Genomic DNA, 21,332 nt, shown 5'->3' on the forward strand with positions numbered 1-21,332 from the left:
TGGGTGGATTACAGTTTGATTAACCTGGCACATGACTCTGCCAGGTTAACAGGCTTATCCGGATTCCTTAGTTCCAGCTTGAGCAAGTCGTGGATGTGGTCGCCGAATAGGCCGAGTCACCCTTATACCAACAGCGCACTCCTTGAGAATTCAATGTAGATACACCATCCCCCGCCAGGACGCTAACTTGTCCTGATGAGGGATTATTAATAGGTACAGCTGACAACGTGTACGTAGAAGCATTTGCTTGCTCAATCGTTAAATTGCACTGTTTGTTGGCACCATCGACTGGAGCCTGTGTCGCAAAAATCGTCGGTGCACCAGTATCACCATTTTTTGCGGCTCCCGCATACGTTGAAGGCACTGAAGTGGTGTAATGTCTCTCCATCGCATTTGCCAACCCCTCAAGCGCCATCTGACAATCTGAGCGATAGGTTTTCACAACATAGTGACGATACGAAGGAACTGCTATTGCCGCTAGAATCGCAATAATCGCAACGACAATCATAACTTCAATCAAAGTAAAACCTCTGTTTACATATCTCATCGTTAGTAGTCCTTGAATAAACTATCCGGCATTTCCCATATCTGGGTTATCTGTTGCTTGTCGTCTACCACGATTACAGCTGTGGCTCTGCGATTGATCTCGTTCAAATACTTCTTTTTACCGTCTTTTGAGCGGATATATACATTCCGACTCACTTCGAAAATATAGCCACTGGTTTCCAGCGTATAGTTAACTGTATCAATGCTCATGATTCTGACTGCTTGACCATTCTGTGGGTATCCTTCTGGTATTACGCCTGCAGAAAAAACATTGATACTCAGACACAAGACCCAGAACATCGCCACAGACTTCAGGAAATAACCAAACATATTCATTTGCCTCTTAGTCGTTAGTTAGCGGACACCAGTTCTTTCCAGGACAATTCCCCGGTTAAACCGTCAAGATCAATATTCACACCAATGCTGGTTGGCTCGCCCTTATCCTGGGTTCCAATATTGGCGCCGTTTTCATCGAAATAGATCAATATGTCCGACGACGAACCGCTATTCCCGTGACCTGCAGTTGTCATGGCAGCATTTTGCTGGTTGTTATTTTGGTCTTTATCATCGTATTTTTGATCTTCATTCATATCAAAAACCGTTCCTATCGGAGACTCACCTCCTGTCAGCGCTTTAAACGCAAACAGCCAACCTCCATTTCCGGTAGAGCACATCACATTTGCAGAAGGAATCGTCGTGACACCAAATAGTGTTTCATCCACCAGTACCATTCTTCGAATAATTCGCTCACCCTTATCTTCCTTAGTACAAGCAGTCGCAGATGGGCATAAGTCGAAATCAATTTTCCACCCCATATATCCGTTCGTCGAATAATCTAGAGACTTGTCTGTTACGGTCCGGTACTGCCGGTTACCAATGCTATCTGTGTGATTGCTCAGTTCCTGTGCTTGAAGACTGCTAGGTGTCAGAATAGTTTGATAATCTGAGTCACTAAGCGTATCCCAAACACCGTACAGAGATTGAATGTCGTTTGAAGTAGCATCTGAAGTACTCATCCAACTGCCGGTGGAGAATATGACAACCATTCCCCCCTCATCATTGCGAATGACGACGGGTTGATTCACAACCGGCTGCCATGTTCCAACAGATGCGCTGGTCGGATCACTGTTGTAACTGGCTTTGAACAGAGTTTTTGATGACCACTGATTGACATCTCCACGCAAGTCAAATCGCATCATATTTCCGGCATAATCACCCGCATATATGTAGTCAACGACACCATCAGCATTGGTATCGACGGCCCTGGGCTCTCCCAGACCATTGGAATAAGTCACCCGTTCCTTATTACCGTCATTGTCGGTATCGATATCAACTGTAAACTCATCATTGCCCGTTGGAATAATGACATAGTTAGTACCTTCCACGCCCCATCCTCCGGCAGCGCTATAACCATCCAGAAACACTACAAACAAAGCAGATTCATGTTTTCCGGTACCACCACATTCAGCTGCGTTGTAACCATTGCCGAAGATCGCGGCCCAACGTTTTTCCCCATTAGCTCCATCCTGGTTAGTCATGACGATTGTGGGTTTGCTGAAACTGTAGCCGAGACAGGATTGATCTCCGCCAACATCCAGATCAGACAAATTGTCCGGAAATTCCCACAACACGCTGTTTTCATTCAGGTTATCGGGATCTGTAACATCCAGGCCGAAGTAACCTTTTCCACCCGCTCCTAAACCCCCGACCAAAATAGTTTTCCAACTGTTTCCGACATACGCTTCGCTAACAGCCGGAGTGCCATCAACATAAAATTGGTGGTTATAGGTCGGCAAGGTATATTCGTAGAGTTTTGGCATAGCAATATTTGGCACATAGGCAAACTTTTCATCGCCGGTACTCGTGTCAAAACCATGCAACATACCGTCATTTGCACCGACATATAAAATGGGTTTACGGTTACGATGTGAATTATAATGAGTGCTGTACTGACCAGCCGGGAACTCTCCAAAATCACGCTTTTTGGAGTAAGCTGGCGAGCCAACGAACACTGGGGTGGAGTTCACAATATCCCCCAGGTATCCATTTCGGTCTCGTAATTGTCCTATCGACTCATTACTACCGATATAGTCCGGATCATCGTTCCTGATGTCACCGGTAATATAGCGAACCCTCTCATCACCGATTTTGCCATTATAACTGGCTGGAAGCGTCATACTGGACACGCCCGTTTCAAAATAGTCTTTTTGAGTTTGTGTCAGATTAGCGTAGTCAAACTCCACCCCTTTACGGGATTCCGGATTGTAGGTATAGACATTACGCTGCTGTTGAGGATCTTCAATTAAGGCTTCAAGTTGATCAGACGCCAGCCACTTCGCACTCTCGTCCAGAACGCCATCTTTATAGGGAATACCTTCCAGTTCACCGGTATAATCATCGGTGTACATTGCATGAAACAAACGCACTTCTCCTTCGCTGACCGATTGCGAACTCAAAGAAATACCAGAAGCACCGTTTTGCTCACCTTGAATATTGATAAAGGCATTTTTCAGACTACGTGTCAGTTCATCGGGGTTATTGGAGGAATAGAAAAAACCCCTGCCATTGTAGGCCGCATGAACCATATCAGTAACCTTGTTGTTTCCCCAGGCATATGAAGTTACGTTATTTTTATACATGTCATAAATAGCGTTTTCATCCACACCTGATGGTAATCCAAATGCCACGGTATAGGTTTTTAAATGCTGATGCATAACGTAATCCTGGTTATCCTTACTCAGATTACTACGATCATAGTCAACGTCTGATATGGAAACTTTATCATCCAAGGATGAGCGCAGGTCATTGCGATAGTAATACATAGCCAGATCAGCCAAGGTATTGCTCTGATCGTCAGCAAAGCTGTCTCCAGCAAAGCGTCCTGTCTGATCTACATTGCCAAAGTTCTTTGACAAATCTCCCGACCACTCTCCATCTGATAACAGAACCACATAATTTTTCTGACACATACCACCATCGCTGGCAGTAAAAACAGGACATGCTCCGCTACCAAAACGGTTATCAGTTGATGAGCAACTGAAGTATTGACCTACTTCGTAAAGAGCCTGCCTTAACGGAGTACCACCGTCAGCCTTGGTTTGACCAATGCGCGAAAACAGCTTGTACTTATTATTATCTACCGAAAGAGGGCTACCATTGATACTGGCGACTGACATACTGTCATTGGAATAACCGTTAAGCACCGTATAACCAACACGGACATTAGCCATATCTTCCAGGACATTCATTATCGCGCCCTTGGCAGCTAGTTTTCTTGATCGATAGAAGTTAAACCAGTTTTGAAAATTTTCTTTCTCTGTCGCCGAGAGGGTGGAAATTTTGACTTCAGTTATTTCATCTGTGTTATCAAAGTAGCCATCACTATCTGTATCTTTCCACTCGTAATAGCGCAATTCATTGCCATTCGGGCTTTCACGATTTCCGTAGTAATCCAAAAAGATGCTGTCCGAAATCAGATCCATCCATTCCCTTGGATTATAAGGATCATCCAACCCAACCAGAACATCATTGGCAATGCCCTTGCTTTGTTTAAATTTTTCAATCAACTCAGAATAAGGAACCGGTTCTCCATTAAACGTAAACGCTGAGCGCCCGGGCCACGGAACGTAAGTGCGAGAAGGGTTATAATACATGGGATTAAAATCGGAGTTGCGGAAACGCCATGAGTTGGCAGCAGCAACACGACATTCATCTCTTCTTATCCCATTAAAAGCAGCAACCAGACTATATCCGCCACCCCAGCTTTCATTTGGCTGGCATGTACAAATGCCATCTGAACACCAGCGACTAGGATATGTTGCATTAACAATGTTACCAGCATCTGATATGTTAGTTTCGCCAGGCTGGTTATTTATAAATAACCCGCCGGCACTATAAGTCTGGGTCATGGCATCCCAACTCATACTGCCGGAATCATCCATCACAAAAACGATATTCGGCTCAACACCGACAGGTACTTCCAAAGGATTTTCGGAGAGCAGAACTTCACCTGCATAAGCCGGAAAAGCCCATAACAACAATAATGCTGATGTCCACAATCGTTTCATATTACTCCCCCCACACCGTAGTTTTCCTGAAGAAATACGACACCACCACGTCCACTTTTACCACGAGCGGTAATTCTGAAAATATTGTATGTCGCTCCAACCACTTTATTGTCTGTATCATTGTCCATATTCAGATCATCGGCCGGTTTCGTTATTGTCGTTAAAAACTCAATTATGTATTTTGGGGCTTCGGCAGTCGTCTGTTTGGCAAGCCCCGTCACACTAATAGCATTATTATCCCAGTCGACTGTCGTCCACACTTTCGAACTTAGTGAGTGAAAGGCATACAAACCATTGGTAGGCGAGGCGGAAAAGTCATTCAAACTGGTTAATCCCGATAGCTGTGTCTCTGCAGCCCTCAAAGCCAGTTCTGCAGCTTCAAAAGCCAGATAATAGTCTTTTTGGTTGGAGGTCATTTTCTCTTCAAGCGAAGCTGTCCGCATTGATGTCAACCCAATCAGCGTCAGCACAACCAAAAAAATCAGTGCAATTAACAGGGCAACGCCCCGCTGAGATCGTCGCATGTTTACATCCCCTAATTTCGCAAGCTCACTGTGGCAAAGAAAACCCGTCCAGTCCTCATTCCAATATCTTCAATCGGAACTGCAGTTACCTGTACTTTGATAACCGTTACCTTTATCCACTCCGAAGCACTCACTTCATCAGCATTTACAAATTTATTTGGCTTGCCATCATCATCAGTATCAATGCCAAAACTGAAATTCAGATCAGAAATACCTTGTGCAAGTTCGAAAGGATCATCACTGTTGGTTTTCTGATAAAGGGTTGGAATAGGCTGTCCTTTGGAGTTTTTTATATCGGAATTGCCAACATAGAAAATATTGACCTGATACTGATACAGGATTGCATCATCATAAAAAATATCTGTATTTGATATTGGTTGACTTAGAGAAATGGTCGACGTGCTTGCTGAGTTACTGACATTTCCTGCTTGAAATAACGCAGTTTTCTCACAATCTGCAATAAACAACGTGTCTTCTTTTGCAACATATCCGGTGTTCGCAATTTGAATATCACCATCGGTTCCGCCACTTTGGGCGGTCATTAATTGAGCCCCCTGATCATCAACTCCACGAATCACCAGCATGTCAGATTGAATACCACTGATATCTTCAGTAATGGCATTGTCCGAACTGATAGCTGCCGGCAAGCCAATGGAATCTTTGTAAACGTTCATCATGCCATTGCTGGCAATATCGTTATAAAAGGCTTTACTGGCACTGATATCAGCCGTATTCAGAAATTCTTTTGTATTGGAAAAATCAATATTGGAATTGCAGCCGCTGAAATTCACCATTCGTAATTTCAGCATTATTTCGTTGAGCGCAAATCTTGCATTTTCCTGTAAGCGGGAATTCTCCTGCACCACTCGTTGTGTAGAGGAATTAACCGTAAACATCACGATCACACCAGCGGTTAAAATCAATCCCAATGTCAATGCAATCATTATTTCGATCAGCGTAAAACCACGCAGATTTGTCCTGCTACTGTTCATAAACACCTTTCAGTTAGGATTAATTACGGAAGTTAACGTGACAAGGGCACCGTCAGCATCTCTGGAGCCGTCGGAATTGAATGCGATAGTGTCTCTGAAGGTGATCTCAACCTGGTAGGTCTGGTCTGCCAGCAAAGTTATCTTGCCTGTGGCATCAGATAAAATGCCATCGACCATAAGATTATCCTTACAGACACTTCCACCAGCTCCCAATTGGCACAACCACTCTGACTTATAAAATGTCACCAGTTGATCGGTAGTACAGCTAACCGATGTACCATTACAGCTCTGATTACTTGGAGTAGATAAATTGACATATATACTGTTGGGACCGGTACTTCTGATTTTTTCAGCGATGGAGTTAGCCAGAAACATAGCATTGGAACGGTGCATTGAAGTGACACTGTTTTTAAGGCCCACAGCATTCATTCCTGTAGCGCCCACCAGGCCGATTGTAATAACCAGCAAAGCCACAAGAATTTCGATCATTCCGACACCAAACTGTTTAGAGCAAGTCTTCATGATCTATCACTCCTGCTTGGCAATCGGTGAGCCATAAACGGGAATGGACAGAGACTTGTTGTGCCCGAGCCCATCATTTAACTGAAGTGAGAAATTCCCATTCCCCGATCGCTTTCCTCGACTGTCGATGCTGAATTCATATATAGCCGTTCCCGAACTGTCGGTCAGGTTCATCGAATACGAATCACGGGGAAAACCTTCTCCCTCTCGGATCACCGAAGCATCAAAGCTCAAGATAATCTGCCAGCCATCCGACCAGTCACTACTGGTTTTAGATCGAAACGAAACACGCTCACCCCTGGTAACTGCTTCAGATCGTGTGGCGGCCACTGCTCCAACCACATCAAATACATAAGAGTTCAGTTGATTGCGTTGAAGGAAGTCACTCATGTTAGGAGCAGCCACGGTCACCAAAATTGCAACAACTGCAATTGTGATCATCAGTTCAATAATGGTAAATCCGCGGTCTTTTTTTTGTCTCATTGGCAAACTCCAAAAGTTTGTCAATAAGATACATTAAACAGATCAGTACAACGCCAAGTTACCGATGAAAGGAATGTTAGGCAGGACCAGTGGAAGAGTTTAATTTGAAGTGTGAAGTGTTACTCGCTTTTATTCCTGATTAATCAGGCGCAGCTCTTTAGGCAAACTGAAAGTAATGTTCTCCTCTATCCCATTTTGATGAACGACATCAGTATCTACATACTGCTGAATACCATGAATAACCTGGCGAACCAACACCTCTGGAGCAGATGCTCCCGCCGTAATACCAACACACACCTTGTTGTTGAGCCATGCAGGATCTATCTGACTGGCATCGTCAATCAGGTAGGCCTCACAACCCATTCTTTCTGCCAGTTCGCGAAGACGATTTGAGTTAGAGCTGTTAGTGGAACCTACAACCAGCACCAGGTCACAATGCTGAGCAAGCGTCTTAACCGCATCCTGGCGGTTTTGAGTGGCATAGCAAATATCATCTTTACGCGGTCCATGGATCTCCGGAAAACGTATTCTCAAGGCATCGATAACCTTGGCCGTGTCATCCATTGACAGCGTGGTCTGTGTCACATAAGCCAAGCGAGAGGGGTTTTTGACCGTCATTCTGGCAACATCCTGTTCAGACTCTACCAAATATATTGCTCCGCCATTGCCATCATCGTACTGCCCCATTGTTCCTTCAACTTCCGGATGTCCTTTATGGCCGATCAAAATGCACTCCATTCCCTCTTTGCTGTACTTCGCCACCTCCAGATGAACCTTGGTCACCAGTGGGCAGGTGGCATCAAATACTTTCAGGCCACGCTGTTCAGCCTGACGGCGAACAGCCTGAGACACGCCATGAGCACTGAAAATGACAATATGATCATCGGGTACTTCGTCCAACTCGTCGACAAACACCGCACCACGCTCACGCAAGCCATCAACAACAAAGCGGTTATGAACCACTTCATGACGAACATACAAAGGGCTTCCGAACAAATCCAGGGCGCGATTGACAATATCAATTGCCCGGTCAACTCCGGCGCAGAATCCCCGTGGGTTGGCTAACATCAATTTCATAGGCTATTGACCTGACTCACAGACCCGCAGAATTTCCACATCAAACTCCAGGGTTTTACCAGATAAGGGATGATTGAAATCCACCACAACACTATCTTCATTAACTTCTTTAACCACTCCGGGTAATTCCGAGTTGGCTGCATCAGAGAAGGAAATAACCAGACCAGGTCGTATTTCCATTTGCTCATCAAACTGGCTTCTCTGAAACTGCTGCAGGTTTTGAGGGTTCGGCATTCCAAAACCCTTTTCTGGAGGAATCGACATACAACGACGTTCCCCAGCCGTCATGCCAAACAAACTTTCCTCAAATCCAGGCAACAGGTTCCCATCCCCGACATTAAACTCTGCTGGCTTCCCCCCAAAATTGGAGTCCACCTCTGCGCCGTCCGGTAGACGAATGGCAAAATGCAATGTCACTCTGGTATTTGGACCAACTTTCACATCCACCTCTCATTCATTCTGAGATCAGGCATAACGACGGATTTCACCCGCCCCGTCAATATTCTCAACACAACGCCCACATACTTCCGGGTGATCAGTATGCTGCCCGACATCTTCACGATGGTGATAACAGCGTACGCACTTGGCATGCGATGACGCATGAATAGAGATCTTCAAACCATCGATATCAGTACTGACTGCATCAGCTGGGGCCTCTGTCAATGGGTGAATATGGGCCTCGGAAGTCATCGTAACAAAGCGGAATTCTTCCCCAAGCTTACCAAGGTCAGCGGCAAATTGGTCATCACAGTATAGATGTACGACCGCCTGTAAATTACCCCCTACTTTTCCGTCATTACGGGCCGCTTCAATCACCTTGTTGACAGCTGCTTTGACGTCAATAATGTTCTGCCAGTAGGCCTCGTCCATATCCGGATCTTCAGAAAAGTCCAGGATGGGCTCGTAATAGGTTTCCAGAAATATCGACTCAGATCTCTCACCTGGAATATAGGTCCAGATTTCCTCTGCCGTAAAGCTCAAAATTGGGCAAATCCAGCGCACCATAGCTTCAATGATATGGTACATGGCGGTCTGACAGCTGCGTCGCCCCACACTCTCAGACGGCATGGTGTATTGACGGTCCTTAATGATATCCAGATAAAAACCACCCAGCTCCAGCACACAGAAGTTATGAACCTTTTGATATACATGCAAAAACTGATAGTTTTCATACGATTTCTGGATTTCTCTCTGCAATTTCGCAGTACGACGCAGTATCCAACGATCCAGACTCAACAAGTCTTTATCGCTTACCAAATCTTTTGCTGGCTCAAAACCCTCAAGATTGGACAATAGGAAACGACTGGTATTACGAATGCGGCGATACGAGTCAGCAGTACGCTTGAGAATTTCCTGAGACGCAGTCATGTCACCACTGTAGTCAGTCGCGGCAATCCACAAACGCAGGATGTCTGCACCTAAAGTGTCCATGACTTCCTGTGGCTCGATACCATTGCCCAAAGACTTGGACATTTTGTAGCCTTTCTCATCAATGGTGAAACCGTGCGTCAATACCTGCTTGTACGGAGCAACACCATTCATTGCAATAGAGGTTTTCAATGAAGACTGGAACCATCCGCGGTGCTGGTCAGAACCTTCCAGATATATATCTGCCGGAAACTGTCCCAATTCCTCCCGTTTACGAAGTACTGCATCATGAGTCACTCCGGAGTCAAACCAGACATCCAGTGTATCAGTGACTTTCTCATACTGATCAGCTTCAGCTCCGAGCAATTCCTGTGGCTCTATTTTCCACCAGGCATTAATCCCCTCTTTCTCCACTCGCTGTGCAACGTCCTCTATCAACCTGGACGTTTCCGGATGCAATTCACCTGTGTTCTTATGGACAAAAAAGGCAATGGGCACACCCCACGTTCTTTGTCTGGAAATACACCAGTCGGGGCTCTGCTCTACCATGGCTTCAATACGATTCTGGCCCCATGCAGGCACCCAACGGATCTGTTTGATCGCATCCATGGCCTGTTGCTTGAGCCCAGCTTTATCCATGGAAATAAACCACTGAGGTGTGGCACGGTAAATAAGAGGGGTTTTGGTTCTCCAACAATGAGCGTAACTGTGAGTCAGCTTACCGACACTCAACAGCACACCATTCTGCTGAAGAACTTCCACAATATGATCGTCGACTTTATAGACGTGTTCTCCCGCGAAGAGCTCTACATTGTCACGATATGTGCCATTGTCATTCAGAGGATTGATTGTCTCGATACCGTATTTATTACAAACGGCAAAATCCTCCATACCGTGATCGGGCGCAGTATGCACAATACCAGTACCGGCATCCAGTGTGACATGGTCGCCTAGCAGAACAGGTATTTCACGATTATAGAACGGATGTTTGAACTTCAATCCTTCCAATGCCTGTCCCTGACATTCTGCCAGAACATCAAACGGTCCATCCCCGATTCTCGACTTAAACGACTCAGCCAGTTCCTTCGCTACGATCAACAGACCATGATCAGTTCGAACCAACACATAGGTAATATCGCCACCTACCGATAATGCCAGTGAAGCAGGCAGTGTCCACGGTGTTGTCGTCCAGATGACGATAGCGGCATCTGCTGCTTCATCAACCTTAAATTTGTCAAAGACAGCTTTCCTGTCTAATGCGGGGTATGCCACATCGAGCTGTGTGGATACCTTGTCGTGGTACTCCACTTCTGCTTCAGCCAGAGCAGATCCACCAACAACACTCCAATAAACCGGCTTATATCCTTTTTGTAAGTGCCCACTTGCAGCTATGCGCCCAAGAGCACGAATAATGTCCGCTTCTGTCTGATAATCCATGGTCAGATAAGGCTTATCCCAACTGCCGAACACTCCCATGCGGATAAAGCCCTTTTTCTGGCGCTCAATCTGTTTGTAAGCATACTTACGACACTCATTTCTGAAAGTCTCGTAATCAACTTTATCCCCGGCTTTACCGATCATTGTCTCGACCTTGTGCTCGATCGGCAGGCCATGACAATCCCAGCCAGGTACATAAGGAGCATCAAATCCGGCAACACTACGGGATTTAATAATAAAATCTTTAAGTATCTTGTTAACCGCATGCCCCAAATGCAAGTCACCATTGGCATAAGGAGGACCATCATGAAGAATGAACTTTGGTCGTCCGGCACTGATATTCCGGATTTTCTGATACAACTCAATTTGCTGCCATCTCTTCAACGTAGCCGGTTCGCGCTGAGGAAGGCTGGCTTTCATAGGGAAACTTGTCTTTGGCAGGTTCAAAGTCGACTTGTAATCGGTCATGATCTTTATCTGGTTACTCTTTCTGCGGTTATAAGTTGTCGCGCCTGGGCGATATCTTCTTGAATCTGTATTTTCAGTTCATCGATGTTGGCAAATTTTTTTACGGCTCTCAGCCAATGACGAAACACGATGGTTAAGTGCTCACCATATATTTCTTCATCAAAATCAAAGATGTGAACCTCTAAATTTGGATGATGGATATCCCGGGTTGGTTTGGGACCAATATTTGCCACACCATAATAAGTGCTTCCTCTCAGCTTCAAATCAACCTGAAACACACCCTCCAGAGCGGATTTATATCCATTCACCTGGAGATTAGCGGTTGGGACCCCAATCGTGCGGCCAAGTTTGGCACCATGAATCACTTTCCCGGAAATGGAATAATCCCACCCCAATAATGCAGACGCTTCGGTCAGGCACCCCTGGGCCAGCTTGTCCCGTACCAGAGTACTACTGATCCGGCCATCATTGCTCAAAAAAGTAGAGTGGTCCTTGATTTCGAACGCATGCTCTATACTCATTTGCTTGAGAAACTCGAAATTACCACTGCGGTCACACCCAAAACGAAAATCGTCTCCCACGATCAGGCTCTTAATCCCCAATCGTCCAACTAAAACATCGTCTACAAACGCTTTAGCCGTCAAAGCTCGGAAGCGGGCGTTGAAATTGATCACAAGCACACAGTCCACGCCCGTTTTTTCCATCAAGGATACTTTGTCACGAAAGCCTGTCAGACGAGCAGGAGCCCCTGTAGGGTCAAAAAACTCTTTGGCCTGAGGCTCAAAAATCATAACCACGGATTTCACATGGAGATCCCGAGCCGTCACAACAGTGGATCTGAGTATCTGCTGATGCCCCCGATGTACTCCATCAAAATTCCCGATTGTGAGCACACAACCTTTATGGCGCGCTCTTAAATTATGTAGACCTCGTATGATTTCCATTATTTACCTGAGAGAATCGGGGGAAGGCGGATTATATGTAAAGCCGGCACCAATTTCAGCGTTTCAGATGATGAAATCTGATACCAAAAGCCCATACTGCTGCAAAATACACACATATTCCCACACAAACCATACCAGAAACCGCATAAACACGAGCATAAATAGACTGAGTCTGCCAGAACAGCGGGGCAGGCAAGAGCAGATACAGAAACCCTATCATGACCGCGCATGCCAGCAATACTCTCAACAGAAAGGCCCTGATATCCCGGCCAACATAAAACTTCATATCCCGGCGCAAAAACCAGTACAGGGCACCTGCGTTGAACCATGCCGACAATGCGGTGGCCAGGGCAAGCCCCACATGTTTTAACCAATACACCAGCATCAGGTTAAACACCATATTCAAAATCATTGACCAGATCGCTATTTTTACCGGAGTCTTCATCTCCTGCCTGGAATAAAAACCAGGAGCCAGCACCTTGATCAACATGAAGGCCAGCAAACCTAAGGAATAAGCCCTTAAAGACAACGAAGACATCTCAACGGAATGAAAGTCCATTTCACCATGATAGAAAATCGTGGCGATTAATGGTTCTGATAAATAAAACAGCGCCGCCGATGCAGGCAACCCCAGGAACACCACGAGCTTAATAGCCCAACCCAAAGTCGCCCGAAACTGATCACTATCCTGCGCCATGTGAGTATTACTCAATACTGGCAAGACAACCGTTGCGATAGCAATACCAATCACCCCCAGGGGCAACTCTGACAATCTATCAGAGTAATAAAGCCAGGATACACTGCCATCAACCAGCAAAGATGCAAGCACCGTATCCAACAGCAGATTTATCTGACTGACCGACACCCCCAACAAGGCTGGAACCATAAGTCTGGCTACCTTACGAACCCCATCATGCTGAAATGACAGCTTCGGTCTGACAAACACATTAAGCCGGTAAAGAGAAGGTTGCTGAAATAACAGCTGAGCCAGACCCGCTACAAGCACTGCAATTGCAAGACTTTGAATGGGTGGCTCAAACCAGGAAGAGCCGAACACGGCAAAAAATATCAAACAAACATTAAGCAAGACCGGCGTGAAGGCCGGTATAGCAAAGTTGCCATATGTATTTAATACCGCACCACACAAGGCGGTCATGGAAATAAAAAACAGGTAGGGAGATACCAAACGAATCGTAGCGGTGGTTTGTGCCAGCTTGACAAGATCTCCGTGATACCAAAAACCTGGCGCAAAAATAATCGCCACATAGGGAGCCAGAACGATCAGCAGGGTGGTAACCAAAAGCAGCCACAAACCAAGCCATGCAGATATATGCGCCATCAAATCACGCACTCCAGACAACCCTGATTCTTTCTTCACTTCCGCCAAAACCGGAATAAATGCTTGCGAAAATGCGCCTTCAGCAAATAATCGGCGCAAGAAATTAGGGATCTTAAAGGCAATCAGAAAAGCGTCGACCTGACCTCCCGCTCCAAATATATGGCCAATTACGACATCCCTTACCAGCCCCAGTACCCTTGAGCTGAGCGTCCCCACACCAACTGCTACTGTAGACCTGAAAAGCCCCTTTCGAGTTGATGGTGAGTTATTAGTATTAACCAATGAGCGATTCCATTTCTGAGTACCAAGACGAGCCGCGAAGTGTAACCGAAATGCTCCGCGTTAAAAGAACTTAATCTTATTTGACAAGAACCGAAAGCATCAATAGAATCGCGCCCTCTTTTTAACTAACTGATATTCCCAAGGAGCCAGATCGTGGCAAACTCAGCTGGATCTCGTAAACGCGCTCGTCAGGCCATTAAGCGTCGCGCCCATAATGCCAGCCTGCGATCCATGGTGCGTACCTACGTCAAAAAAGTAGAAGCCCAAATCGAAGGCAATGATTATGATGCGGCTACACAGGCTTTTACTGCTGCACAACCTGTTTTGGACAAAATGGCCCGCAAAGGCATTTTGAGCCCTAACAAAGTATCGCGCACCAAAGCTCGTTTAAACGCACATATAAAGTCCCTGAAAGCTGCTTAATCGCACACATTTCAGGTATTGTTGAAAAAGACCGGCATGCCGGTCTTTTTCTGTTTTCAAGTGACAGCCTATCTTTAAACTGGCAATGGGTTATTATTATAGCTTTCCTTTAAGCCATTTAGCTCATATCAATGCCACACAATCCAATCACCCTGGACATTCTTCGCGCCCTCAAGGCCATTGACAGACACGGAAGCTTTGCAGCTGCAGCAGAAGCGCTCAATAAGGTCCCATCAGCACTCACATACACCATCCAAAAAGTCGAGCAAGACCTGAACCTGGCGCTATTTGACAGAAGTGGGCACAAAGCCCAGATGACAGATGCAGCAAAACTATTACTCAGGGAAGGACAAAAAATACTCGACCAACTGGATATGTTGGCAACAAATGCAAAGCAGGTCGCCGACGGCTGGGAAGTGGTCTTCACCGTCGTATTTGACACCACTATAGACATTGCCCAACTATTCCCGGTTATTAAAGAATTTCAGGATGTCGCCCCTTTTGTCAGAGTAAAACTGAAAGAAGAATCCCTTTCAGGTTCATGGGAAAGCATTCAAAACAATCATGCCAATCTGCTAATAGCCCCCCGAATAGGGCTACCACTAGACACCGATCACTTGGAAACAAAGGAAATCGGCGACATGGAATTTACCCTTGCTGTGGCTCAAAATCATCCACTGACAACCTATCCTCAGCCGGTTGCACACCAAGAGCTATCTAAGTTTCCAGTGGTTGTCATTCCCGACTCCACCACAAAGACCCAAACCATGTCAGCAGGACTAAGTCACCAGGAAAGACATTTCTATGTTCCCGGGATGACAGAAAAAATAAAAGCCCAAGTAGCTGGCCTGGGAATAGGTTATCTTCCAAAGTTCAGAATTCAGAACGAACTCGAAAATGGCTCCCTGGTTGAAATACAAACAGCGGACAACCGAACATCTCAGGGAAAGTTACTACTTGCCTGGAGAAAAGATAACAACGGAAAAGCATTGGAGTGGTTTATAAAGAGATTATCCAGCAAGTCTCTGATTGAATAGATACAAAAAAGCCGGCAATCGCCGGCTTTTTTACCACTAAAAACTTCTTAGAAAGAGTAAGAAGCAGATAGCTCAATTTTGTTGGTAGTTGAAACATCAGCCTTTTCTTTCTTGGACTGATAGTCATAGTCAGCAGCGTAAACAACACCTACCTCACTGGTGTAAGACACACCCAAGCCGATGGCAGGAGAGTCAATCTCTTCAGCATCCAGGTCATCAACCTCTACATCCGCATAAGCCGCATAAGCGTCTTGAGCGTAAGCAAGCTTGCCGTACAGGATGTCACCACTATCATCCCAGTTATCCATATAATAATAACCAGAAACAGTTATAGACCCAAAACCTGCAGATGCACCCACCTCTACTTCAACCGGATTATAGCCATCGATGTCAGCGGTATCGATATCTTCCAGAACATTCACGCCATCAGCCTTAACGGTTCCTGTGGAACTCAGAGCTGCAACATATGCACTGATAGTATCTGTAATGTTTACATCCACCTGAACAGCAACTTCAGTAAAATCAAACAAAGTAACATCTACATCATCAATCGTTTTAGTAACAGCAATCTCACCATCACCAGCCGTATTATTGATTGCAGCCTTAATTGCAACTTTGCCCAAATCATAAGTAGCCGCCAAACCGACGAAAGTAGAAGAGGTAGTTTCCCCGCCTTGATTACCGTTATCAAGATACTGACCTTCCACATCCAGCTTAAGAGCATCCATCTCATAGTGATAGTTAACACCTACACCGAAATCGATAACATCGTCAGCAGTTTCCGCATCCGTTGAATCGTCATCAGCACCTTCAAGCTGAATGCTTAGACCATTAGCAGAATAGCGAATACCTACATCCGGCTCAAAGTCGTTACCATCATCCATATCGAGCTCTTCCACGCCGATATATTCATCAGTCACAGTAACTTCGCCAACCTGACCAAAAGAGATCGGGCCATCAGTAACAATAATATCATTAACAGTTACTTCAGCCGTCTGATCACCAGCGGTTTTGATACCATCGATACTGATATTGGCCGAGAAAGGACCATGAACAACATCCAGATCCATCATCAGACCATAGAAGTCACCCTCATCGATATCGTTATCACCATTATCACTTTCCAGTGTATCAACATCACGAGTGTCATCACCCTTGAAGTCAAAAACAGCACCAGCACTCATTGTGCCGTAGAAGGTGTATGATGTTTCTGTATCGGCAGCAGCAGCTTGTCCGGTGATAGCAGCAGCCAAAGCAGTCACTGCAAAACCAGAAGCAATCTTAATCGCTTTCATTCAAGATTCCCCTTTATTATTATCAACCCGGATTTTTACCGGATAGACTATATTGAATAACCGGTCATTAATGCTTCTTCCATTCAGGTAAAACAGAAAAAGTAAAAACGCTAGTTATCTCTTTTATCGTTATAAAATTTGCAACGGCCATATTACACACTCATTGCAAAAATAAAAGCCAAACCTTATTCCTTCTTTACAACTATCTTGAGATAGCTCAATGATAATTGTGCAAACTTCCTAACAAGCTAACGACACCTAAAGTTGGCAACAGTTCCTATCAAACCAGAGGCTATATTTCTGGTCAAGCCATCAAATGCATTTTTTTTATTAATTTCTGACACTTAGGGCTGAAAATTTACGTATTACGACATTGTATTTTCAGATGATATGGGCACAAAAAAACAACCTAAACGTAAGATGAACAAAACACCAAAAAGTTACCAAGAAAGACCCATTATCAGGAATAAACGATCAAAAAAGACCGCAGATTTTAATTTTCTTTTATATCTCATTGATTTTATTGTTATTTTTCAGCTTTGACTGAAACGTATATAGAGAACAAATAAAAGTCAATAGACTTAGCCACAAACAGAAGACACTTTACCTTTACACAAACAAATCAACAGGCAAAAAAAAGAGAAGCTGACCGCCTCTCTTTTTCTTAAAATACTTATTTAAGCAACATCACATCTCTTCAAAAAACTTTTTAACTCCATCAAACCATGTCTTGGTTCTGGGAGAATGCGATTTACCTTCCATAGATTCCTGAAACTTTCTGAGCAACTCTTTTTGAGACTCATTCAGCTTAACGGGCGTTTCAACCACAACCTTGCATATCAGGTCACCCATTACTGTTGATCGGATCGGTTTCACCCCCTTACCACGCAAACGAAATAATTTGCCGGTTTGGGTTTCAGGCGGGATTTTAAGTTTGACGCGACCATCCAAAGTTGGAACCTCAAGTTCACCACCTAAAGCCGCATCTGCAAAGCTGATTGGCACCTCGCAGTGCAGATTAGCCCCGTCGCGAACAAATATAGAATGCTCCCTGACATGCACCTGAACATACAGGTCTCCAGCAGGTCCGCCATGCAAACCGGCTTCCCCTTCACCCGAGAGGCGAATACGATCACCAGTATCAACACCAGCAGGGATTTTTACATTCAGAGTCTTGGTTTCACGCACAGCACCACGACCATGACAAACCTGACACGGATCCTTAATGACCTTGCCGGAACCACTACAGGTTGGGCATGTCTGCTGTACAGAGAAAAATCCCTGTTGCATTCGAACCTGGCCAACACCGCCACACGTAGTACATGATGTGGTACCACTACCTTTCTTGGCACCGGAACCATCACAGGATTTGCACGAAACCAGAGTCGGCACCTGAAGGCGCTTATCTATTCCTCTAACCGCCTCTTCCAGAGACAACTCAAGATCATATCGGAGATCACTTCCCCTTTGAACGTGAGAGCGACGTCCACCCGCAGCATTACCAAAAATGTCCCCGAAAACATCACCGAAAATATCGCTGAAGCTACCATGGCCACCACTTTGGCCGCCAAATCCCCCTTGACCATCCACACCGGCATGACCAAACTGATCATATGCGGCACGTTTCTGATCATCCGCCAGCACCTCATAAGCTTCATTGATTTCCTTGAACTTATGCTCTGCTTCGGCGTCCCCGGGATTACGATCCGGATGGAATTTCATAGCCAGCTTACGGTAGGCTTTTTTTATCTCTTTGGGATCGGTGCCTTTGGCAACACCCAGGACTTCGTAGTAGTCTCGTTTCGACATATGCTTTGGTTCAATCCACGTAATTAAGGCGGCTAAGGCCGCCTCAACTTAAACACTTAACGACTTATTTATCGTCCTTAACCTCTTCAAACTCAGCATCCACCGCATCATCACCTGCAGATGAGGACGATCCTGCCTGAGCCTGTTCTGCTGCTCCAGCATCTTTAGCTGACTGTTCAGCATACAGCTTTTGCGCCATATTCGCTGAAGCATCGGACAATGCTTTAGTTTTTGCCTCAATATCATCCTTATCATCTGTCTTCAAAGCAGCTTCCAGCTCTTCAATGGCTTTTTCTATAGAAGCTTTTTCCTCAGAGTCGATTTTGTCTCCTACTTCCTGCAACGTTTTCCGAGTCGCATGAACAAGACCATCCCCTGTATTTCTGACCTGCACAAGCTCTTCAAATTTGCGGTCTTCATCAGCGTGAGCTTCTGCATCTTTTACCATCTTATCGATTTCATCGTCACTCAAACCTGAAGACGCCTTGATAACGATGGACTGTTCTTTACCAGTTCCTTTATCTTTGGCTGATACGTGCAGAATACCGTTAGCATCAATATCAAATGCAACCTCAATTTGCGGCACACCACGAGGCGCTGGCGGAATATCAGATAAATCAAATCTGCCAAGCGACTTGTTCTGGGAGGACATTTTACGCTCACCCTGCAACACATGAATGGTCACAGCCGTCTGGTTGTCATCTGCTGTTGAAAACACCTGTGTTTTCTTAGTCGGAATGGTTGTATTTTTTTCAATCAAAGGAGTAGATACACCACCCATTGTTTCAATACCCAGAGTCAAAGGTGTTACGTCCAACAACAGAACATCCTTGACATCACCAGCCAGTACAGCACCCTGGATAGCAGCACCAATGGCCACAGCTTCATCAGGGTTCACATCTTTACGGGCATCTTTACCAAAGAAGTCTTTAACCTTGCTCTGAACCAAAGGCATCCGAGTTTGACCACCAACCAGAATAATTTCATCAATATCAGAAATTTCCTGATCGGCATCCTTTAAAGCAATCTTAACAGGCTCTAAAGAACGGTTAACCAGATCTTCAACCAGGCTTTCGAGTTTTGCCCGGGTCACTTTAACATTCAAATGCTTCGGTCCGCTTGCATCAGCGGTAATATAAGGCAAATTCACATCTGTCTGCTGACTGGAAGACAACTCAACCTTGGCCTTCTCAGCGGCTTCTTTAAGCCTTTGCATTGCCAATGGATCACCTTTCAAGTTAATACCGGAGTCTTTCTTGAACTCTTCAGCCAGATAGTTAATCAAACGAAGGTCAAAATCCTCACCACCCAGGAACGTGTCGCCATTGGTTGAAAGGACCTCAAACTGAGTTTCGCCATCAACGTCAGCAATTTCAATAATAGAGATATCAAAGGTACCACCACCGAGGTCATACACCGCAATAGTCCGGTCACCTTTTCCTTTATCCATACCATAAGCCAGCGCTGCTGCAGTTGGTTCGTTGATGATCCGCTTGACATCCAACCCGGCAATTTTACCGGCATCTTTAGTTGCCTGACGCTGACTGTCGTTAAAGTATGCAGGAACAGTAATCACAGCTTCTGTGATTTTTTCGCCCAAAAAGTCTTCGGCCGTCTTTTTCATTTTCTTCAGAACTTCAGCAGATACCTGGGGAGGCGCTTTTTTGTCTCCCCTTGCCTCTACCCATGCATCGCCGTTGTCTGCTTTGACAATTTTGTATGGAACCATGTTGATGTCTTTTTGAACAACATCGTCCTCAAAACGACGACCAATCAAACGCTTGACTGCAAAAAGTGTGTTGGTCGGATTGGTAACCGCTTGACGTTTGGCAGGTTGACCAACCAACACCTCTCCATCATCGGTAAATGCCACAATCGACGGAGTTGTACGATCACCTTCAGAGTTCTCAATAACTTTTACTTTGTCTCCGTCCATAATAGAGACACAGGAATTGGTGGTTCCCAGGTCAATACCAATAATCTTTGCCATATTTCACTATCTCCTAAATTCAAGATGGGGTTCTACCCGAATTCTCATTGCTTGCCAGAATAATTGGGCTTTTTGTAAGGCTTTCAAGCCTGCTCATCGATTGTTTTTTGACCACCACCTTTACTGACCATTACCATTGCCGGACGCACCAGACGGCCTGCTAACGTATAACCTTTTTGCATTACGGCAATCACCGTATTGGGTTCAACTTCAGGGTTATCAACCATGGACATTGCCTGATGTAACTGAGGATCAAAAGGCTCGCCTTCTGGATTGATAGCATGCACATCAGACTTATTAAGAGCACTGGTAAACAACCCCAGCGTCATATTAACCCCTTCAAGAACGGGGTTTGAATCACGCTCTTCCTGCGGCGCAGCCTCCAATGCCCGTTCTAGATTATCCATAACCGGCAACAGCTCCTTAATCAGTTTCTCCTGACCAAATTTATGGGCCGCCTCAACATCTTTTTCCATGCGTCGACGGAGATTCTGCATATCCGCATGAACCCGTAACAGCTGTTCTTTCAGGGCTGCAATTTCTTCAGCAGCCTCGCTGCCACCCTCAGTCCCAGTCACGGCTTCATCAGCAACACCCTGCTGTTCAGGCTGTGTTTCCTGCTGAAGCAGCTCTTCAGATTGGCCTTCTCCCGTTCCCTGATCAACAGTCTGATTTTCTGTTGTCATCTCTAGTATTCTCCGAAGTTAATATAACCAGTTAGTGGCGGTC

18 protein-coding genes are annotated in these 21,332 nt (G+C 45.3%); 2 read left to right on the forward strand and 16 right to left on the reverse strand.

What is annotated here, in order from left to right; genetic code table 11:
- Positions 1-67 precede the first annotated feature (67 nt).
- The 12 genes from YC6258_RS24230 to murJ form a co-directional block, all read right to left on the reverse strand.
- Positions 68-547 carry a type IV pilin protein gene (locus YC6258_RS24230; protein WP_044619166.1) on the reverse strand — a complete coding sequence of 160 codons (480 nt, stop codon included), beginning with the start codon at positions 545-547 and terminating at the stop codon, positions 68-70.
- Between the two features lie 2 nt (positions 548-549).
- Positions 550-756 carry a hypothetical protein gene (locus YC6258_RS29985; protein WP_144407737.1) on the reverse strand — a complete coding sequence of 69 codons (207 nt, stop codon included), beginning with the start codon at positions 754-756 and terminating at the stop codon, positions 550-552.
- Between the two features lie 140 nt (positions 757-896).
- A complete protein-coding gene (locus tag YC6258_RS24240) occupies positions 897-4,613 on the reverse strand; it encodes a pilus assembly protein (RefSeq protein ID WP_044619168.1) in 3,717 nt (1,238 codons plus the stop codon).
- On the reverse strand, positions 4,610-5,137 hold the full coding sequence (locus tag YC6258_RS24245) for a pilus assembly PilX family protein (protein WP_044619169.1): 528 nt from the start codon (positions 5,135-5,137) through the stop codon (positions 4,610-4,612). The genes YC6258_RS24240 and YC6258_RS24245 overlap by 4 nt, the downstream gene beginning before the upstream one ends.
- 11 nt (positions 5,138-5,148) lie before the next feature.
- Entirely contained in the window at positions 5,149-6,129 is a 981-nt protein-coding gene (locus YC6258_RS24250) for a PilW family protein (protein ID WP_044619170.1), read from the reverse strand.
- A 9-nt stretch (positions 6,130-6,138) separates the two neighbouring features.
- Positions 6,139-6,651: a PilV family protein gene (locus tag YC6258_RS27705; protein ID WP_052830548.1), complete on the reverse strand. Its 513-nt coding sequence runs from the start codon at positions 6,649-6,651 to the stop codon at positions 6,139-6,141.
- A gap of 6 nt (positions 6,652-6,657) precedes the next feature.
- Entirely contained in the window at positions 6,658-7,134 is a 477-nt protein-coding gene (locus YC6258_RS27710; RefSeq protein WP_052830549.1) for a GspH/FimT family pseudopilin, read from the reverse strand.
- 129 nt (positions 7,135-7,263) lie between these two features.
- Positions 7,264-8,211, reverse strand: coding sequence for a 4-hydroxy-3-methylbut-2-enyl diphosphate reductase (gene ispH, locus YC6258_RS24265; protein WP_044619171.1), 948 nt, complete (start codon positions 8,209-8,211; stop codon positions 7,264-7,266).
- Positions 8,212-8,214: 3 nt separating this feature from the next.
- Positions 8,215-8,652, reverse strand: a complete 438-nt coding sequence (gene fkpB / locus YC6258_RS24270) for an FKBP-type peptidyl-prolyl cis-trans isomerase (RefSeq protein ID WP_342670616.1) — start codon at positions 8,650-8,652, stop codon at positions 8,215-8,217.
- A 24-nt stretch (positions 8,653-8,676) separates the two neighbouring features.
- Positions 8,677-11,484, reverse strand: a complete 2,808-nt coding sequence (ileS, locus tag YC6258_RS24275; protein ID WP_044619173.1) for an isoleucine--tRNA ligase — start codon at positions 11,482-11,484, stop codon at positions 8,677-8,679.
- Positions 11,485-11,489: 5 nt separating this feature from the next.
- Positions 11,490-12,428 (reverse strand): bifunctional riboflavin kinase/FAD synthetase, encoded by a 939-nt coding sequence (gene ribF, locus YC6258_RS24280; RefSeq protein WP_044619174.1) that lies wholly within the window; start codon positions 12,426-12,428, stop codon positions 11,490-11,492.
- Between the two features lie 55 nt (positions 12,429-12,483).
- On the reverse strand, positions 12,484-14,049 hold the full coding sequence (gene murJ, locus YC6258_RS24285; RefSeq protein WP_082070876.1) for a murein biosynthesis integral membrane protein MurJ: 1,566 nt from the start codon (positions 14,047-14,049) through the stop codon (positions 12,484-12,486).
- 153 nt (positions 14,050-14,202) lie between these two features.
- On the opposite strand from murJ, the gene rpsT reads away from it, so the two are divergent.
- Positions 14,203-14,472, forward strand: a complete 270-nt coding sequence (rpsT, locus tag YC6258_RS24290; protein ID WP_044619176.1) for a 30S ribosomal protein S20 — start codon at positions 14,203-14,205, stop codon at positions 14,470-14,472.
- 131 nt (positions 14,473-14,603) lie between these two features.
- Positions 14,604-15,509 carry a LysR family transcriptional regulator gene (locus YC6258_RS24295; RefSeq protein ID WP_044619177.1) on the forward strand — a complete coding sequence of 302 codons (906 nt, stop codon included), beginning with the start codon at positions 14,604-14,606 and terminating at the stop codon, positions 15,507-15,509.
- 47 nt (positions 15,510-15,556) lie between these two features.
- On the opposite strand, the gene YC6258_RS24300 is transcribed toward YC6258_RS24295, so the two are convergent.
- The 4 genes from YC6258_RS24300 to grpE form a co-directional block, all read right to left on the reverse strand.
- A complete protein-coding gene (locus tag YC6258_RS24300) occupies positions 15,557-16,804 on the reverse strand; it encodes a hypothetical protein (protein ID WP_044619178.1) in 1,248 nt (415 codons plus the stop codon).
- Positions 16,805-17,491: 687 nt separating this feature from the next.
- Positions 17,492-18,613: a molecular chaperone DnaJ gene (dnaJ, locus tag YC6258_RS24305; RefSeq protein ID WP_044619179.1), complete on the reverse strand. Its 1,122-nt coding sequence runs from the start codon at positions 18,611-18,613 to the stop codon at positions 17,492-17,494.
- 64 nt (positions 18,614-18,677) lie between these two features.
- A complete protein-coding gene (gene dnaK, locus YC6258_RS24310; RefSeq protein ID WP_044619180.1) occupies positions 18,678-20,603 on the reverse strand; it encodes a molecular chaperone DnaK in 1,926 nt (641 codons plus the stop codon).
- Between the two features lie 83 nt (positions 20,604-20,686).
- Positions 20,687-21,289, reverse strand: coding sequence for a nucleotide exchange factor GrpE (gene grpE / locus YC6258_RS24315; protein WP_044619181.1), 603 nt, complete (start codon positions 21,287-21,289; stop codon positions 20,687-20,689).
- Positions 21,290-21,332 lie beyond the last annotated feature (43 nt).

The sequence above is a fragment of the Gynuella sunshinyii YC6258 genome (assembly GCF_000940805.1).
In the GTDB taxonomy this organism is placed as follows: Bacteria; Pseudomonadota; Gammaproteobacteria; order Pseudomonadales; family Natronospirillaceae; genus Gynuella; species Gynuella sunshinyii.

What these genes read in the sequence shown, in the direction of transcription:
- YC6258_RS24230 (WP_044619166.1), bottom strand. Translation starts at nt 547, where the DNA reads ATGAGATATGTAAACAGAGGTTTTACTTTGATTGAAGTTATGATTGTC.
- YC6258_RS29985 (WP_144407737.1), bottom strand. Translation starts at nt 756, where the DNA reads ATGAGCATTGATACAGTTAACTATACGCTGGAAACCAGTGGCTATATT.
- YC6258_RS24240 (WP_044619168.1), bottom strand. Translation starts at nt 4,613, where the DNA reads ATGAAACGATTGTGGACATCAGCATTATTGTTGTTATGGGCTTTTCCG.
- YC6258_RS24245 (WP_044619169.1), bottom strand. Translation starts at nt 5,137, where the DNA reads ATGCGACGATCTCAGCGGGGCGTTGCCCTGTTAATTGCACTGATTTTT.
- YC6258_RS24250 (WP_044619170.1), bottom strand. Translation starts at nt 6,129, where the DNA reads ATGAACAGTAGCAGGACAAATCTGCGTGGTTTTACGCTGATCGAAATA.
- YC6258_RS27705 (WP_052830548.1), bottom strand. Translation starts at nt 6,651, where the DNA reads ATGAAGACTTGCTCTAAACAGTTTGGTGTCGGAATGATCGAAATTCTT.
- YC6258_RS27710 (WP_052830549.1), bottom strand. Translation starts at nt 7,134, where the DNA reads ATGAGACAAAAAAAAGACCGCGGATTTACCATTATTGAACTGATGATC.
- ispH (WP_044619171.1), bottom strand. Translation starts at nt 8,211, where the DNA reads ATGAAATTGATGTTAGCCAACCCACGGGGATTCTGCGCCGGAGTTGAC.
- ileS (WP_044619173.1), bottom strand. Translation starts at nt 11,484, where the DNA reads ATGACCGATTACAAGTCGACTTTGAACCTGCCAAAGACAAGTTTCCCT.
- ribF (WP_044619174.1), bottom strand. Translation starts at nt 12,428, where the DNA reads ATGGAAATCATACGAGGTCTACATAATTTAAGAGCGCGCCATAAAGGT.
- YC6258_RS24295 (WP_044619177.1), top strand. Translation starts at nt 14,604, where the DNA reads ATGCCACACAATCCAATCACCCTGGACATTCTTCGCGCCCTCAAGGCC.
- YC6258_RS24300 (WP_044619178.1), bottom strand. Translation starts at nt 16,804, where the DNA reads ATGAAAGCGATTAAGATTGCTTCTGGTTTTGCAGTGACTGCTTTGGCT.
- dnaJ (WP_044619179.1), bottom strand. Translation starts at nt 18,613, where the DNA reads ATGTCGAAACGAGACTACTACGAAGTCCTGGGTGTTGCCAAAGGCACC.
- dnaK (WP_044619180.1), bottom strand. Translation starts at nt 20,603, where the DNA reads ATGGCAAAGATTATTGGTATTGACCTGGGAACCACCAATTCCTGTGTC.
- grpE (WP_044619181.1), bottom strand. Translation starts at nt 21,289, where the DNA reads ATGACAACAGAAAATCAGACTGTTGATCAGGGAACGGGAGAAGGCCAA.